Source organism: Bacillus sp. FJAT-29937 (assembly GCF_001509555.1).
GTDB lineage: Bacteria > Bacillota > Bacilli > Bacillales > Cytobacillaceae > Cytobacillus.
In genome coordinates this window covers 691839-706935 of the sequence record NZ_LMAS01000003.1, presented here as the reverse complement: position 1 = coordinate 706935, position 15097 = coordinate 691839, and the positions used below count along the sequence as shown (strand labels likewise).

Below are 15097 nucleotides of genomic sequence, written 5' to 3'. Positions count from 1 at the left end.
TCCCTCTGTCCCGGTCCATTATTGGATCTAGGCAGAATATCTTTAATTTTAGGTGTTTCAAAGAACTTTTCATCGACGACCTAAACATACACGGTGCAGTTCAACTTGAGGATACTGCCCAAACATTTAGCATTTAACTAAACACGTTAAGTATAACAAATCGATGATTCATTTGACTAGAAAAACTTTTATTTAAGTTCAATATCCGCTGAGTAAATATGGTGAACTTTACCCATTTCATCTTCTATCATAAGAACACCATCTTCAGTAATACCCAATGCCTTTCCCTGGATACTTCCCGTAATTGTTCTTGCTGTTATGACTTTGCCTATGCTGATGGCATAACTTTCCCAAAGCAGCTTGATTGGATAGAAGCCTTTGTCTAAGTATAGGGTATATAAATTCTCCAATTTGCTTAACAGAATTTTTACTAATTCTGCTCTTTGGAGTTTTTTACCGCTTTCGATCGATAGAGAGGTGGCAATCGTATGCAGCTCCTCAGGATAATCTTCCTTTTGTTGATTTACATTAATGCCAATTCCAATAATAATGGAAGTGATCCGGTCTGCATCGGCTTGTAGCTCTGTCAATATTCCGGTCACCTTTTTCCCATTGATTAAAATATCATTCGGCCATTTTATTTGCGGAGATAGGTCAGTTAACTCTTCTATTGCTTGAACAACGGCAACCGCAGTTATTAATGTTAGCTGTGGGGCTTTAGGAGGCGGGAGATTTGGACGTAAAATCACACTCATCCAAATCCCAGTATATTTCGGAGAATGCCATCTCCTGTCCATTCGTCCCCTGCCTAATAACTGCTCCTCGGCAATAATAACTGTACCCTCCGGAGCATCTTCATTTGCTAGACGATGGGCAATTTTTTGTGTGGAGTCAACACTTTCCTCATAATGTATATTTTTTCCGATAAACTTCGTTAAAAGCCCCAATCTTATTTCATCTGCTGTAATTCTTTCCGGAACTCTTGTTATTCTATATCCCTTCTTACGAACAGCTTCAAGCTCAAACCCGTCCCTACGCATCTCTTCTATATGCTTCCAGACTGCGGTTCTTGAGCATCCTAGCAGATCAGCTAAATATTGGCCTGACAAATACTCATCTTCATTTAATGTAAAAGCATCAAGCAGTTTCTTTCTTAACTCTGATTGCACCGTAACAGCCACTCCTTTAATGAATCTTTGCGATTACTGACATGCTTGTTTAAAACTGAAATCTCAGCCTCAGCTAATTTTTCCTTAATCCAAGGTCCAGGGGTTTTTTGAAACCATTCTTGCAGGTCGGTTCCTGTAACTTGTAATTCACTTCGCTGTTTTATTGGCAATAAATCATAACTTAACAGTAAACTTTCTATATGTACGTTAACATCCTGAGTATGTAATACATTATAAATTTTTTCTGTTCCCTCAACGATTTCAGCGCCGGCATCGAACATCGCTATATTTGTCCAATGGCTTCTTTCTCTAAAATTAAGCCAAAACAATAATTGATGGATTTTTTTTATTTTTTTCACTGGCAGCTTCCAACTTTTTAAAAAATCATTCACTTTATGTAATTCAATATTAAAAAGATAGAGTAGGATCCCCCACATTTCATTCACTGAAAGTTTGCTGCAATCATATTTTTCAATGCTATTTATCGTTTCGACAAATGGGCTCGTACAAGGTAAATAGCTTAAAAGGCCGGTATCAGCGAGTACAAGCAATGCTTGAATTCGGCTTTTTCCAGCTAGAAGCTTTTCGAACTCAGCTAGTTTTCTCTCTGTTGAGATATTTGCGAGTAATGAGGCGGAGGATTTCAAAGCCTGATAGGTCGTTTCTTCAATTTGAAAGCCTAGCTGACTATAGAAACGGACAGCACGCATCATTCTTAATGCATCCTCTGAAAAACGATCCTCTGCCGTCCCGACCGTTTTTATTATTCTATCCTTAATAGCCTGCATGCCATGAAACGGGTCAACAAATCGTCCTTCCTTGTCCATGGCAATCGCATTCATCGTAAAATCCCTGCGTTTTAAATCTTCATCCAATGACCGGATAAATTGAACCTCTGATGGCCGTCTGAAGTCAATATATTCTGCTTCCGTTCGGAAGGTTGTCACTTCATATGGAATCCCATTATATAGAACAACAATAGTTCCATGCTCGATTCCAACATCTATCGTTTTCGGAAAAATCGTTCTAATTTCCTCAGGTGTTGCAGAAGTGGCGATATCGACATCTGCAATCTCCTTCTGCAATAAATAGTCTCTAACGGATCCGCCGACAAAGTATGCTTCAAAGCCGGACTCTTGAATTTTTGATAAAAGGGGAATGGCTTTTAGAAAAGACTCTTTCAAATTACGTCATCCTCTTTAAGTAGGCTGTTATAAATATTCTCATATTGAGTGACAATAAGCTCTGAACGAAAGTTATGGTACGCTGTATTTATCGCTTCTCTTGAAAAGCGCTGATGCAGTTCTTCATTCGATAGCAAAACGATTCCTTTTTCAGCGATTGCCGGAATATCGCCAAGTTCGCATAAATAACCATTTTTCCCGTTGGAAATCACTTCTGGAATGCCGCCGATATTTGTCCCAATACAAGGCACGCCACAAGCCATCGCTTCCAACGCAACTAATCCAAAGCTTTCCTTTTCTGAAAGCAGCAGCATTAAATCACTCATTGAGTATAGCTCTTCCAGATTATCCTGCTTGCCTAATAATAGTACTTTATCATTAATGCCCAACTTGTTTACAAGACTGCATACGACAGTCATTTCGGGCCCATCTCCGACAAGAAGCAGCTTGGCAGGCAGCTTTTCTGCTATTCGAGCAAAAGCCTTTACTACGTCCTGAACTCTTTTCACTCCGCGGAAATTTGAAACATGGATAACAACCTTTTCTTCTTTTTTAATTCCGTATTCCTTCCTTAAATAGGAGGAATCCATTAAACGGTATACACGCTCATCAATAAAGTTGTAAACGACATCGATCTTTTTTTCAGGTTTGATTACATCGTATGTTTGCGTAGTTAAGGAGCTTGATACTGCCGTAACGGCATCGGATTTTTCTATTCCAAAACGGATTGCCCCCGTTAAAGACTGATCATAGCCCAGAACTGTTATATCAGTCCCGTGTAAGGTCGTAACAATTTTAATATCCCGTTCACACATTTGCTTGGCTAGTATGGCACAAACAGCATGCGGAATCGCATAATGAACATGGAGCAAATCAAGATTTTCCCGTTTTATAACTTCAGCCATCTTACTGGCAAGGGCAATATCGTATGGAGGATACTGAAAAACGGAATATTGATTAACTTCAACTTGATGATAATAAATATTTGAATGCATTCTATTTAAGCGGAACGGAAGGCTTGAAGAAATGAAATGAATTTCATGACCCCTTTCAGCAAGCTTTTTCCCTAATTCAGTAGCTATCGCTCCAGATCCGCCTACTGTCGGATAACAGGTTATCCCTATTTTTAATTTTGTTTTCATTCGTTTTCACCAAATAAATCTAGATTTATAATGACTGGCCTTTTTCGTTTAAATCCTTCAGCATAGGCTACCTCAACTTCTTTGCCAAAGAGTCTTTCTCTTGCTTCAATTGTTTCAATATACCCATTTACTAGCGGCGTGTTGAAGGTTCCGTCATTTTTTTCAAACTGGCTTTTATATGCTCGAAGGCTCTCGATTTTTTTATCCATATAATTTGAAACATCAATGACAAAGTCCGGTTCATGATACCCATTAATCATATAAAAGAAAAGATTTTTTACCCGATGCGGGCCAAATTCATCTTCAGTAGAGTATTTTCGGATTCCAGCAGAAAAGATTGCCTCCTCTACAAGACGGGCACATTGCCCATGATCAGGGTGGCGATCATAATAATAAGGTGCAAACACAAGAGAAGGGCGATATTTGCGAATTACTGCTGTTATTTTCTTTATAAATTCTGGATTAGGAAATAGTCCTCTATCAGGCAGATTAATGTTCTCCCTTATGCTAACGCCCAAAACCTCTGCTGCTTTTTGGGCTTCTATCTTTCGTGTTTCTACCGTACCGTTCGATGATAGCTCCGCATTCGTTAGATCACAAATACCGATAGTTTTTCCTATATATGCGAATTTTGCAATGGATGCACCCATGCCGATTTCAACATCATCAGCATGTGCACCAAATGCAAGAATATCAAGCTTTATTTCAGACATCCTGACCACCGCTTTTTCCATAGACAATATTTCTCCAAGATAGGTCCCCGCGCTCAAGCCCTTTAATTAGTATTTCTGCAGTCCCCATATTTGTTGCAAGCGGCACAGAGTATACATCGCATAAACGAATTAATGCCGTCACATCTGGCTCATGTGGCTGAGCTGTTAAAGGATCTCTAAAGAATATCACAATATCCATTTTATTATTGGCTACATATGCACCAATTTCTTGATCTCCACCGAAAGGTCCTGATTGAAATCGATGAACGTCTAAGCCTGTTGCATTGATGATTCTTAAACCAGTAGTTCCTGTGGCGAAAAGTGTATGCTCGGCTAGAATATCTTTATACGCCGTTGCAAAGCCAACAAGCGCATCCTTTTTCTTATCATGGGCAATTAAAGCAATATTCATCTTAACGCCTCCTTACTATTCTAATATGTTTTCCAGTCCGTAAACTAGAGTATCAATTCCTAACACGGTATCAACAGCATGTTTAACTCCCGACATAAAGGAGGCTCGATTATAGGAGTCATGCCGGATTGTTAAAGTTTGTCCTTCTGAGCCGAACATCACTTGCTGATGGGCGACTAAACCAGGTAATCTGACTGAATGAATATGCATCCCTTCAAAATCTGCTCCTCTTGCACCAGATATTGTTTCCTTTTCATCTGGATGACCTTGTTTCTTTGACTGCCTAACTCCTGCAATCATTTCTGCCGTTTTTACCGCTGTTCCTGACGGAGCATCCAGCTTTTGATCATGGTGGAGTTCAATAATTTCGACATCATTGAAATATTTTCCGGCCATTTGGGCGAATTTCATCATTAAAATTGCGCCAATGGCAAAATTAGGTGCAATGATACAGCCTAGTTCCTTTTCACAGCAAAGTGATTCAAGCTCATTTAGGTTCTCTTTCGTAAAGCCTGTCGTTCCAACAACAGGTCTAACCCCATGCACCAATGCCGTTTTCGCATGAAGCATACCAAATTCAGGTGTTGTTAAATCGATAAGGACATCTGCCTTAATTTCCTGGAAGCATTGAGACATATCCGTATATATAGGAATATCCAATCCAGTGAAGCCATCAAAATCACTGAGCAAGCCTCCGCCATTCTTATGATCAACTACCGCCACTAACTGATATTGATCGGTATTCTGAACAAGCTGAACGGCTTCCCTTCCCATTCTTCCTCTTGCACCTGCAATTACAATATTAATTTTATTCATCTTATTTATCCCCCTGCTCTTCAATTCTAGTCCAGCGGTCTTTATCGCGGGTATTAAATTTATTCATAATTTGGTTATGTGCAGTCTCCAAATCGATATTTAATGAATTGGCCAAGCAAATGAGGACAAACAGCATATCTCCCATTTCCTCTTCAATTGCTTTTTCCGCTTCAGTTGCTTTTTTTGGTTTCTCCCCGTATCGATGATTAATTTCTCTTGCAAGCTCGCCTAGTTCCTCTGTAAGTCTAGCAAGCATGGCTAAAGGACTAAAATACCCTTCTTTAAATTGGCCTATGTATGTATCTACTTCTTCTTGCAGATCTTTCATTGTTTTTTCTTGCACTCTTTATTTCATCCCTTCTTCTGTTAAAAGGTAAACCTACTAATTCCCTTCTTTCATGTTAGCTAAACGATAGTTCTTTTACAAATATTTTTTATTAAATAATAGGCAGATACGTTTGATTAGGTTCGAAACATGCTTGACTTTATCCTTTCCGAACGGGCACAATAATTTATGTAGGAAATTGGAAGCGGAGGATTTTTATATGAAAGTAAAAAATATTCTTTTTATCTTGTTCGGGTCTGCCATCTTTTCTTTCGGCATCGTACATTTTAATATGCAAAATAATTTATCTGAAGGCGGTTTTACTGGTATTACCCTTCTTTTATATTTCCTGTTTAAATGGGATCCTTCGTACACGAATTTATTATTAAATATTCCGCTATTTTTTCTAGGCTGGAAATTGCTCGGAAAAACCTCATTCCTATATACAATACTCGGTACTGTCAGCGTCTCAATCTTCCTATGGATATTTCAGCGCAACCAAATCCATATGCCGCTCAATGAAGATTTAACACTTGCCGCATTATTTGCTGGTGTTTCTATCGGTATTGGCCTTGGAACGATTTTCCGATTTGGGGGAACAACTGGCGGAGTTGACATTATCGCAAGATTAGTGAACAAATATGCAGGCGTTAGCATGGGAAGAACCATGTTCATATTTGATGCCGCCGTCATTACGCTATCTTTAATTTTTTATTTATCCTATCAAGAAGCGATGTATACACTTGTTGCTGTATTTGTCGGAGCAAGGGTGATTGATTTCATGCAGGAGGGTTCCTATTCTGCAAGAGGAGCTATGATTATTTCCGATTTAAATGATGAAATAGCCAATAAGATTATGATAGAAATGGAACGGGGAGTAACAGTTCTTAGGGGATATGGGTCATTTACTAAAAAGGATCGAGAAGTGTTATATTGTGTCGTCGGTAAGAACGAAATTGTCCGGTTAAAAAATGTCATTAACTCAGTGGATCCGCATGCCTTTGTTTCGGTCACAGTTGTCCACGATGTGCTCGGAGAAGGCTTCACTTTAGACGAAAACAAAAAGCCAATCGAACATTAATAGAAAAGCGGAAGCGCCTTGCTCACCCCCGACAAGCACAAGACGAGCCTCCCGGAAAGGTGTCTTTTCCTTTCTGGGAGGATTGGCTTGTGACCTCGAGGGGGTAGGCGCTGGAGCTAGACAATTCTCAAAGACAAAACCAGCCAAATGGCTGGTTTTATTCTTGTCTTTGCATTCCGGTATAAATAAGAATTAAGCGAAGTAATTCTAAAACAGCAACAGCAGCTGCTGCTACATAGGTGAGTGCTGCCGCATTAAGCACCTTTCTTGTTTCCCTTTCCTCATCGTTTCTGATGATGCCAAGCGATACAATTTGATCCATCGCACGGTTGGACGCATTAAATTCAACTGGAAGAGTAACAAGTTGGAAAACTACAGCTGACGCCATAAAAATAATGCCAAGCAACACGAATCCGTTTAATCCTGCAAGGAAACCGATCATAATTAGGATCCATGAAAAATTGGAACCGATATTTGCGACTGGCACAAGCGTGTGGCGGAATCGTAAAGGTGCATAATTTTGCTGATCCTGTATGGCATGACCGACTTCATGAGCTGCAATGGCCGCAGCAGCTACGGAGTGACCGTGAAAATTTGCAGATGATAGTCTTACTGTTTTGGATCGTGGATCGTAATGGTCTGTTAAATGACCTCTTACTTCTTCAACATTGACATGGAATAATCCATTCGTGTCAAGAATTCTTCTTGCGACTTCCGCACCTCTCATATGTGATGAGGCTGGGACTTTTGAATATTTAGTATAAGAGCCCTTTACTCTCATTTGCGCCCATAGCGGAATCAAAATAATGATAGCAAAGTATATGAGGTATCCACCCATTGCTATCCCTCCTTATTCAGCTTTCTCTAGTTGCAGCACGTATATAATCATTGAAAGAAAATTCTCCACAAAATGAGTGAAGCTTCTTTATATTATTGTATTTTTGCTGAATGATGGCGTCAATCTTTTTGCCTTCTGGAAAGTGACTTTTCCTTCTCCTTTTCCTGATCTCCCTTATATTTTCTCCATCCAACGTAGGATAATGTAAGAATAATAATACTTCCCGTTGAAATGATTACCCACCATAAAGAAGGATCAGCTTCGTCTTCAGTCATTTCATCAAATAAGAGCTGTAAATCCGCTTCCAATGCTTCAAGCTCCATTTGGCTGGCCGTTTCTGTTAATACTTGAGGCCGATATTTATCAATAAAATTTATTTTTGCATCTAATCTTTGTATGCGTTCTTTATCGACATTTATTTTTATACTAGGGTAAATCATGTCATATAAAGATAAAAAAGAATTCAAGTTCGTATGAAATTGTTTTTTATCACCAGCATACACAGCTTCCTTCACTTCTGCAAAAACAGTCATAATCGGTGATTCCATTTCAGTCCATAATGGTTGATACGGTGAAGTTATCGCATCCATTACAAGCCTAAACTTCGTAACGCGGTTAATTTTCTCTTCATGATTCATTGTGGCATTAGCGGCAGCCTGTACAGCCTCATCATGCGAAATCGTCAAAATTCTCAACTCATCCGCAGTGAATGACCTTTCTTTCCCTGTAACTGAAACAAATTGTTCAGAAAAATAATCTAGAAGCCGTTTGGCATCTTCGTATCGGTGAAGCTTAACCATCTGCAATGCTTCATCGGATAGTTGATCCAATCTATCTACAGGTGAGGTTTCGTTTGCGATAACTGATGCTGGCAATAATAGAATACATATAATGACTGTAACGATAAACCTAGCCTTCATTCTTGTCCCCCCTCAAATTACTATTAAATATCTATGAGAGATGGGACAAGGTTATACCTATTCATTAAGAATTCAATTTTAAGATAAATCGATTTCTTCTTAAGGTTAAAAAAGCGGTGATCCCTAATGAAAACATGCTGAGCCAAAATGTAAAATAACCGATTTGCGGCGTATACAAGTCCAAAATAGGGTACCGGGGGAGCATAAAAAACACATAATCAATTACATCATTATGTAATGTCCAAATCCCCGTAACAACTAAATGCCAAGTTTTAATACGATAAAATGGAGCATACAGTACACCTTGGACTGCCATTGCACCATGTGAAATGATTAGCATGAGTGCAACCAAATCCAATTCGCCCGTTACATTGAAAACTAATAAGTTCATGACTACGGCCCATACCCCATATTTAATGAGAGTGACAATGGCCAATGCTTCAAAAAGCGGCCAGTTCTTCCCCAGTAAAAAGGCAATTAATACGAAAACAAAAAACAGACTCGCTGTTGGGCTGTCTGGTACGAATGGCAGGAAAATGGGCGGTGTCTCAACTAGCTGCCATTTATACCAAATATAGCCGTATACAGTTCCTGCAACATTTACTATTAATAATAGCCACAGTACAGCTCGATTTGCTAGGATAGGATAAATCCACTTCATGAAGGTCCTCTTTTCTTTAATATGGTTTGTATTATATTAACTATTTTACCATATACATTAAATATAGTTAGATTCAAAACATTTAACATCAAAAAAAGCTGACGCATAACGTCAGCTTTTCCAGTTATTTACTTGTTAATCCTGAAATATATTCAGCAAGTACTTTTAATTCTTCATCCGTTCCTTTAAACATACCTGGAGGCATGCTTCCTCTACCATTTACCGCAATATCAGAAATTTCTTCAGGAGTTAAACCCGTGTCGATAAGAGCAGGTGAACCTGCACCACCTGCAAGTTCAGCTCCGTGACATGACAAGCAGTTGTTTGATTCAAGAAGTTTATAGCCTTCTGCTTCAGTATCAATATCTACTTCTGCTACGATTTTCCCTTGGTTTGCAGCAGCTTCCCAGTCATGAGTAGCTACAGACTGCCAAGTTAGGAATGTAATACCTGCGATAGCTAGAAGCATAAATCCAGTTGCTAATGGTCGTTTAGATGGTTTGCGTTCAGGACCTCGGTCAATAAATGGCGCTAGTAGCAGCGCCCCAAATGCTAGACCTGGAATAATAAACGCACCTACCGCATTGAATGGTCCAGATGCATAAGTATATTTAAGCAATTGGTATAAGAATAAGAAATACCAGTCTGGAAGCGGGATATAAGCTGTATCACTCGGATCAGCTATTTTTTCTAACGGTGGTTCATGTGCAATTGTTAAACATAGAAATCCGATTAAGAAAACAGCACCAACCATCCATTCCTTTAATAGGAAGTTCGGCCAGAACGCCTCTGTTTTTCCAGGGTATTCCGAGTAATCCTTCGGAATATTCGGTTTACGTTCAGCAGGAACACGAGAGTCACCTACGAATTTCATACCTTTACCACGATGCATTGGGCGATTCCCCCTCCTTTTTCAATATTATCGTAATCGTATTTTTTACAATGGACCTGAAATACCTTGTTTACGAATCATTACAAAGTGTGCCGCCATTAACCCGAATAAGGCTGCAGGCAAGAAGAATACGTGAATCGCGAAGAAGCGAGTAATCGTTTGAGCACCGACAATTTCCGGATCTCCTGCAATTAGCGTTTTTAATTGCATACCAATAAGTGGTGTTGATTCAATAATTTGCATTGTAACTTTTGTTGCAAATAATGCTTTCATATCCCAAGGCAATAAATAACCAGTTAATCCAAGTGCAAGCATAACGAAGAAAATAAGTACACCAACAACCCAGTTTAACTCACGAGGCTTCTTGTAAGCACCTTGGAAGAAAACACGTAGCGTATGTAAGAACATCATTACAATGACTAAGCTTGCTCCCCAGTGATGCATTCCTCGGACAATTTGTCCAAAAGCAACATGGTTTTGCAAGTAATAAACAGATTCCCATGCATTTTTGATATCTGGAACATAATACATCGTTAAGAACATTCCAGACAAGATTTGGATAACAGTAACGAAGAACGTTAATCCGCCAAAGCAGTAAACGAATGCAGAAAAATGGTGTGCCGGGTTTACGTGCTCAGGCACTTCATGGTCTGCAATGTCTCTCCATAAAGGCGTAATATCTAAACGTTCATCTACCCAATCATAAATTTTGTTTAACAATGATTACGCCCCCTTTCGTGGCTTGGCTTTTCCTAAGTGTAGGAAGCCGTCTTTTTCAGTGTAAGGAAATACGTCTAGTGATGCAATTGGCGGAGTTCCAGGAACGTTAGTACCATCCTTAGTATAAAGACCGCCATGACATGGACAGTAGAAATGGTCTTGATGTGTTTTATCAGTGTTCCAGTCTACTACACAGCCCAAATGCTTACATACTGGTGATAAAGCGACAATTTCACCCTTATCATCTTTGTAAACCCATGCAGTCCCCGTTACATCTGATGTATACCACGCATCCTGCTGTTCAAATGTATAGTCAACCCTAGTTGGAACATCGGTAATATCAGCAACTTTTTGTTTAGTTGGAATGAAATCACCTTCAGCTTTTGCTTGCAATACTGGATCAATCGCAAAACGAACCATAGGCATTAACATACCTGCAGCCATGAAACCGCCTACACCAGTTAGAGTATAGCTAAGGAATTGACGTCTTGATACACGATTTTTGCTCATACTTTTCCCCCCTCTATTATGAAGTCAAGTCCAACGGACAAAATTCAACACAATATAAAACTAGGACATAACCATGATATATCAATCTTCTTTGAAGGTCAATATAATCCTTTGGTAAAAACATGTAGACTCTGTGACAGATTTAAATTATTTAAAAATAATTACGTTTTTTAATCATTCTTAGCGACTTTCTCCATTTTCCCATTTTTGCATAAACAGAGTTAGTAGCTGTTTAACTTGATCCTCAAGTATAGAAATTCGATTCCGCTCTTCCAAATGCTCAAGTGGAATGGACGGAAGCCAAATTAAACTTCCATTTAGCCGATCTTCAATCCCCTTCCAGCTGCTGTCAGAGGTGACATGAAAAACATGCCTAAAACCATTTGCAAACAATTCATCTTCCCAAACCCTTATATCCTCGTTATGCTTGTCCAATGTTGCTGATTTAAGATAAGAAAATCCTGGCAGCATCATAACTCTTCCCCTAAACTGTCTCTCTAGCTGAACACTAAGCAGGGAAATAAACTCACTCATCGAAGCTGATTGTTTCATATCATTGCCGAGGGAAACAGGAAGCAACGGCAATACCGCTGTATCCACATACTCCTTTGATTGAAGAAACTTTTCAATATCCTGAGAAATCCACTTCATCCAACTCACTCCATGTATCTAATTTATCCTATTTATCTTACCACTATTACGAAAAAGCGACAAAAATAAAAGTGGAAGCGCCTTGCCCACCCCCGACAAGCACAAGACAAGCCTCCCGGAAAGGTTGAACTTTACCTTTCTGGGAGGCTTGGCTTGTGACCTCGAGGGGGTAGGCGCTGTAGCTAGATAAAAAAATAAAGCTTGCTAATAATAGCAAGCCTAGGATTAAGACTTTAATCTTTTTAGTTTTTCAGTTAATTGGATGAATGCGGATTCGTCTTGACTGTCCAGAGCTTCATCAATTTGCCTAAGAAGGGTCTCTCTTTGAAATTTCTTTATGCTGTCACTAAGAAACTTTTCAGCAACCATTTTATCTTTTTCACTAATTTCCATTTTATTTGGCAAAAACGGGTTTTCCTCCAAAACAGCTGCATATTGATGCGCTTTATTGGAAGCGTGGAAATTTAACTGAATAAAGATATCCTCCTCACGATTAAGCCGGATGTCGTGAAAAGATTTCTCTGCATCAGTCGTCATGACATTTTCCTTGTAGAAACGAAATGGGACTTCATCTACACAATGAGTTGACATGATTAATCCTTTAGGACAATACTGTGCGTGATCAACAAAATGAACTTTTTCCATTAACTGATCATGGCTCATTAAATAGTTAAGAATCCATACACATTCCCGTCTCTTTAATTGATAATGGTTCAGAAACCAGCGAATAAAATCTTTCTTCTCGTTGACAGATACAGGGGCTGACATATTCGATTCCCTCCTCTGCTATTTGCAAAATTAATAAGCCCATTTCACTTTTATCATTGATCCAAGAGTCTTTGCAGTATTTCCTGATATTCAATGACACCTGGCTCAAGTTTTACTAATTTACTAAAAACTTCGGCAGCTTCAGTGTTTTTTCCTTCTTCAATTAAAAAATTTCCGTAATCTATTAGAAATTCCGGCTCATCCTTTAAGAAAGTATATGCACGATTGTATTTGTTTAATGCCAATGAATATTCTTCAAGCTGATGATGGGCCAAGGCTGAATCCCAAACAAACTGCGGTTCCTCTTCCGCAAAATCACTTAACAATTCCGTAATTTCCAAAACATCTTGATATCTTTCCTGCCTAAGAAAAAGCTTTATTAAACTGGCCCCTGCTTCAATAAATTCTGGATCAAGTGCAAGTGCCTCTCTTAATAAATTTTCCGCTTCCTGTTCATTGCCTAACTTTAGCGCAAGCTTGCCGCCATATAAATAAAGCTCTTTATTATATTCGTCATATTGAATTCCCATCTTAATCACATGAAAGCTGTTTTCCAATTCCTCTTCACGCTCGTAAGCCTTTGAAAGATTGATATATAAGGAATGGTATTCTGGATCAAGCTCCTTTAATTCATTGAACTTTTCGATTGCTGTTCTATTATATCCTGCTTGCAATGCAGTAAATGCATAGCTAAACAGAGTATTAATTTCTAATTTGTCCTCCATTGCTTTTTCGAAGTAAGGCAATGCCTCTTCGAATGCTCCTCCTACGCTAAGAACCTCTGCTAACCTCTGATTAACATTCACACCTGCGATGATTTCATCTGTTTGAAGGACATGCCTATAAATTTTCGCAGCTTCGAGAAATCTGCCTTGTTCTCCGTAGAGTTCACCAAGGGCAAAATCAACGATTACCTCATTAGGCAAAATGGACTTGGCTTTTAACAGTTTTTGTTCACTCACCTCATATAAACCTTCCATTTGATAAAGATCTGCGAGCAGCAACAGCGATTGCGGGAAACTTGGATCTTCTTCTTGTACCTTCTCTAAAACAAGGATGGCTTCGTCCTCTTCTCCAAGATCAATATGAGTTTCTGCTAAAAGGACTAGCAATTCTCCTTCTTCCGGATAAGATTCAAGCAGTCTTTCGAATAATTTTTTTGCCTCCACCAGAAACCCGTAGTGAAGTAATTCTTCACCCAGAAGAAATCTTTCTTCATGAGATCCATTTAATAAAATTCTCCGATAATGGCTCAACGCTTCTTCATGTTGGCCGTTTTCAAGCATTTTAATGATTTCATTTATTTTCTCCATAATAATTTCCTTTCACGTCTATACGTCAATCTTAAAAAATGATGGTGTCTTTATTTTAACATGCTTGCCATATCCAGGCCTATAAACAACATCATTGCCAGAACGGATAACAACACCATTTTGAACTGTAATAACTAACTTATCTCTATGATAATGAAATAGTTCAGATTCTTCAATTTTTCGAATTTCTCTGCTTTGCAAATAAAAATTATAAGACAATTCGCACCCTTGGTAAATGCTTGCCTTGAATGGATAAATCCCCATCTTACATAAAACGTCATTTGGAATGGGCTGACCTTCTTGTAATTCCTCCTGTACAAACGGGATTTTCTCTTCTTTCATGAGCCTTGACCATTCATTTGCAGCCTGTTTATTGCTATTCGTAAATATTGGTATTAGAGGGCTATTATAAGGAAACATAGCCTCCCGCAGCCATCCCCAAGGCAAATCGTAAAGCTCGTCCACTTGATTGATGTCAACAAAGACAGCAGGCACCTTTTCTCGCTTACACTTTCTTAAAAAGGCTGGGGTTAAAAGCCGGATTGGAATCCGAACACCTATAATAAAATCAATTGGGCTGTTTAGCAGCTGTATTTTTAATCGTTTTATGGCAGCTGATAATTCATATTCATGCTTTACAGGTGCCACAGTTATGAATGTCGTGCATCCTTCAAGGATAAATTCTTCCCGATAAAATTCTTTCATTTCCTGAAAAGATTTTTCTAACGGAAAATCCTTTTTAAAGAAGATTGAAGTGGGGGTCATGATAAATGGTTCAGCATTCATTTTTATATACTTATACCTTTTAAAGTCTTGTTTAATTGATACGATCAATCCGTTTTCAATTAGAAGTGAGGCTTTCGTTAATGTCTGGTCCTTAAGAATATTGGCGTTTTCAATGATATATGTCATAAAACCACCCTTTTTACTGTCTTATGACAAGCTATGAAAAATATTGATTTTTATGATTAGTTATTTAGAA

18 protein-coding genes are annotated in these 15097 nt (G+C 38.7%); 1 reads left to right on the top strand and 17 read right to left on the bottom strand.

What is annotated here, in order from left to right:
- Positions 1–188: 188 nt before the first annotated feature.
- Genes AR328_RS09800 through AR328_RS09770 form a run of 7 tightly spaced genes read right to left on the bottom strand, consistent with a single transcriptional unit; the run spans position 189 to position 5779 of the window.
- Positions 189–1169: a biotin--[acetyl-CoA-carboxylase] ligase gene (locus tag AR328_RS09800; RefSeq protein ID WP_066294355.1), complete on the bottom strand. Its 981-nt coding sequence runs from the start codon at positions 1167–1169 to the stop codon at positions 189–191.
- Positions 1154–2353, bottom strand: a complete 1200-nt coding sequence (locus AR328_RS09795; RefSeq protein ID WP_066294353.1) for a CCA tRNA nucleotidyltransferase — start codon at positions 2351–2353, stop codon at positions 1154–1156. Before AR328_RS09795 ends, AR328_RS09800 begins: the two co-directional genes overlap by 16 nt.
- Positions 2350–3495 carry an N-acetyl-alpha-D-glucosaminyl L-malate synthase BshA gene (bshA, locus tag AR328_RS09790; protein WP_066294351.1) on the bottom strand — a complete coding sequence of 382 codons (1146 nt, stop codon included), beginning with the start codon at positions 3493–3495 and terminating at the stop codon, positions 2350–2352. The genes AR328_RS09795 and bshA overlap by 4 nt, the downstream gene beginning before the upstream one ends.
- Entirely contained in the window at positions 3492–4229 is a 738-nt protein-coding gene (gene bshB1 / locus AR328_RS09785) for a bacillithiol biosynthesis deacetylase BshB1 (RefSeq protein WP_442854438.1), read from the bottom strand. The genes bshA and bshB1 overlap by 4 nt, the downstream gene beginning before the upstream one ends.
- Positions 4201–4620 carry a methylglyoxal synthase gene (gene mgsA / locus AR328_RS09780; RefSeq protein WP_066294339.1) on the bottom strand — a complete coding sequence of 140 codons (420 nt, stop codon included), beginning with the start codon at positions 4618–4620 and terminating at the stop codon, positions 4201–4203. Before mgsA ends, bshB1 begins: the two co-directional genes overlap by 29 nt.
- Before the next feature lie 15 nt (positions 4621–4635).
- Complete coding sequence (dapB, locus tag AR328_RS09775) at positions 4636–5436, bottom strand: 4-hydroxy-tetrahydrodipicolinate reductase (RefSeq protein ID WP_066294335.1); 801 nt, start codon at positions 5434–5436, stop codon at positions 4636–4638.
- Position 5437: 1 nt separating this feature from the next.
- Complete coding sequence (locus AR328_RS09770) at positions 5438–5779, bottom strand: nucleotide pyrophosphohydrolase (RefSeq protein ID WP_066294332.1); 342 nt, start codon at positions 5777–5779, stop codon at positions 5438–5440.
- A gap of 202 nt (positions 5780–5981) precedes the next feature.
- Here AR328_RS09770 and AR328_RS09765 point away from each other — a divergent pair, with 202 nt between their 5' ends.
- Entirely contained in the window at positions 5982–6842 is an 861-nt protein-coding gene (locus tag AR328_RS09765; protein WP_066294326.1) for a YitT family protein, read from the top strand.
- A gap of 157 nt (positions 6843–6999) precedes the next feature.
- Here AR328_RS09765 and AR328_RS09760 read toward each other — a convergent pair whose 3' ends face one another.
- The 10 genes from AR328_RS09760 to AR328_RS09715 all read right to left on the bottom strand — a co-directional run bounded on the left by AR328_RS09760 (position 7000) and on the right by AR328_RS09715 (position 15027).
- Positions 7000–7680 (bottom strand): zinc metallopeptidase, encoded by a 681-nt coding sequence (locus AR328_RS09760; protein ID WP_066294323.1) that lies wholly within the window; start codon positions 7678–7680, stop codon positions 7000–7002.
- A 119-nt stretch (positions 7681–7799) separates the two neighbouring features.
- On the bottom strand, positions 7800–8600 hold the full coding sequence (gene ypjB / locus AR328_RS09755) for a sporulation protein YpjB (RefSeq protein WP_066294320.1): 801 nt from the start codon (positions 8598–8600) through the stop codon (positions 7800–7802).
- 64 nt (positions 8601–8664) lie between these two features.
- Entirely contained in the window at positions 8665–9261 is a 597-nt protein-coding gene (locus AR328_RS09750; RefSeq protein WP_066294317.1) for a DUF1405 domain-containing protein, read from the bottom strand.
- A 124-nt stretch (positions 9262–9385) separates the two neighbouring features.
- Positions 9386–10153: a menaquinol-cytochrome c reductase cytochrome b/c subunit gene (locus AR328_RS09745; RefSeq protein WP_066294314.1), complete on the bottom strand. Its 768-nt coding sequence runs from the start codon at positions 10151–10153 to the stop codon at positions 9386–9388.
- A 45-nt stretch (positions 10154–10198) separates the two neighbouring features.
- Positions 10199–10873: a menaquinol-cytochrome c reductase cytochrome b subunit gene (qcrB, locus tag AR328_RS09740; RefSeq protein WP_066294312.1), complete on the bottom strand. Its 675-nt coding sequence runs from the start codon at positions 10871–10873 to the stop codon at positions 10199–10201.
- Between the two features lie 3 nt (positions 10874–10876).
- Positions 10877–11383, bottom strand: coding sequence for a ubiquinol-cytochrome c reductase iron-sulfur subunit (locus AR328_RS09735; protein WP_066294310.1), 507 nt, complete (start codon positions 11381–11383; stop codon positions 10877–10879).
- 180 nt (positions 11384–11563) lie between these two features.
- The gene (locus tag AR328_RS09730; protein WP_066294307.1) at positions 11564–12034 is read right to left on the bottom strand and encodes a YpiF family protein; all 471 of its coding nucleotides are present in this window, start codon (positions 12032–12034) and stop codon (positions 11564–11566) included.
- 225 nt (positions 12035–12259) lie between these two features.
- Positions 12260–12802: a ReoY family proteolytic degradation factor gene (locus tag AR328_RS09725; protein ID WP_066294305.1), complete on the bottom strand. Its 543-nt coding sequence runs from the start codon at positions 12800–12802 to the stop codon at positions 12260–12262.
- Between the two features lie 53 nt (positions 12803–12855).
- Positions 12856–14115 (bottom strand): tetratricopeptide repeat protein, encoded by a 1260-nt coding sequence (locus AR328_RS09720; RefSeq protein ID WP_066294301.1) that lies wholly within the window; start codon positions 14113–14115, stop codon positions 12856–12858.
- An 18-nt stretch (positions 14116–14133) separates the two neighbouring features.
- Complete coding sequence (locus tag AR328_RS09715; RefSeq protein ID WP_066294298.1) at positions 14134–15027, bottom strand: hypothetical protein; 894 nt, start codon at positions 15025–15027, stop codon at positions 14134–14136.
- Between the last annotated feature and the right edge of the window lie 70 nt (positions 15028–15097).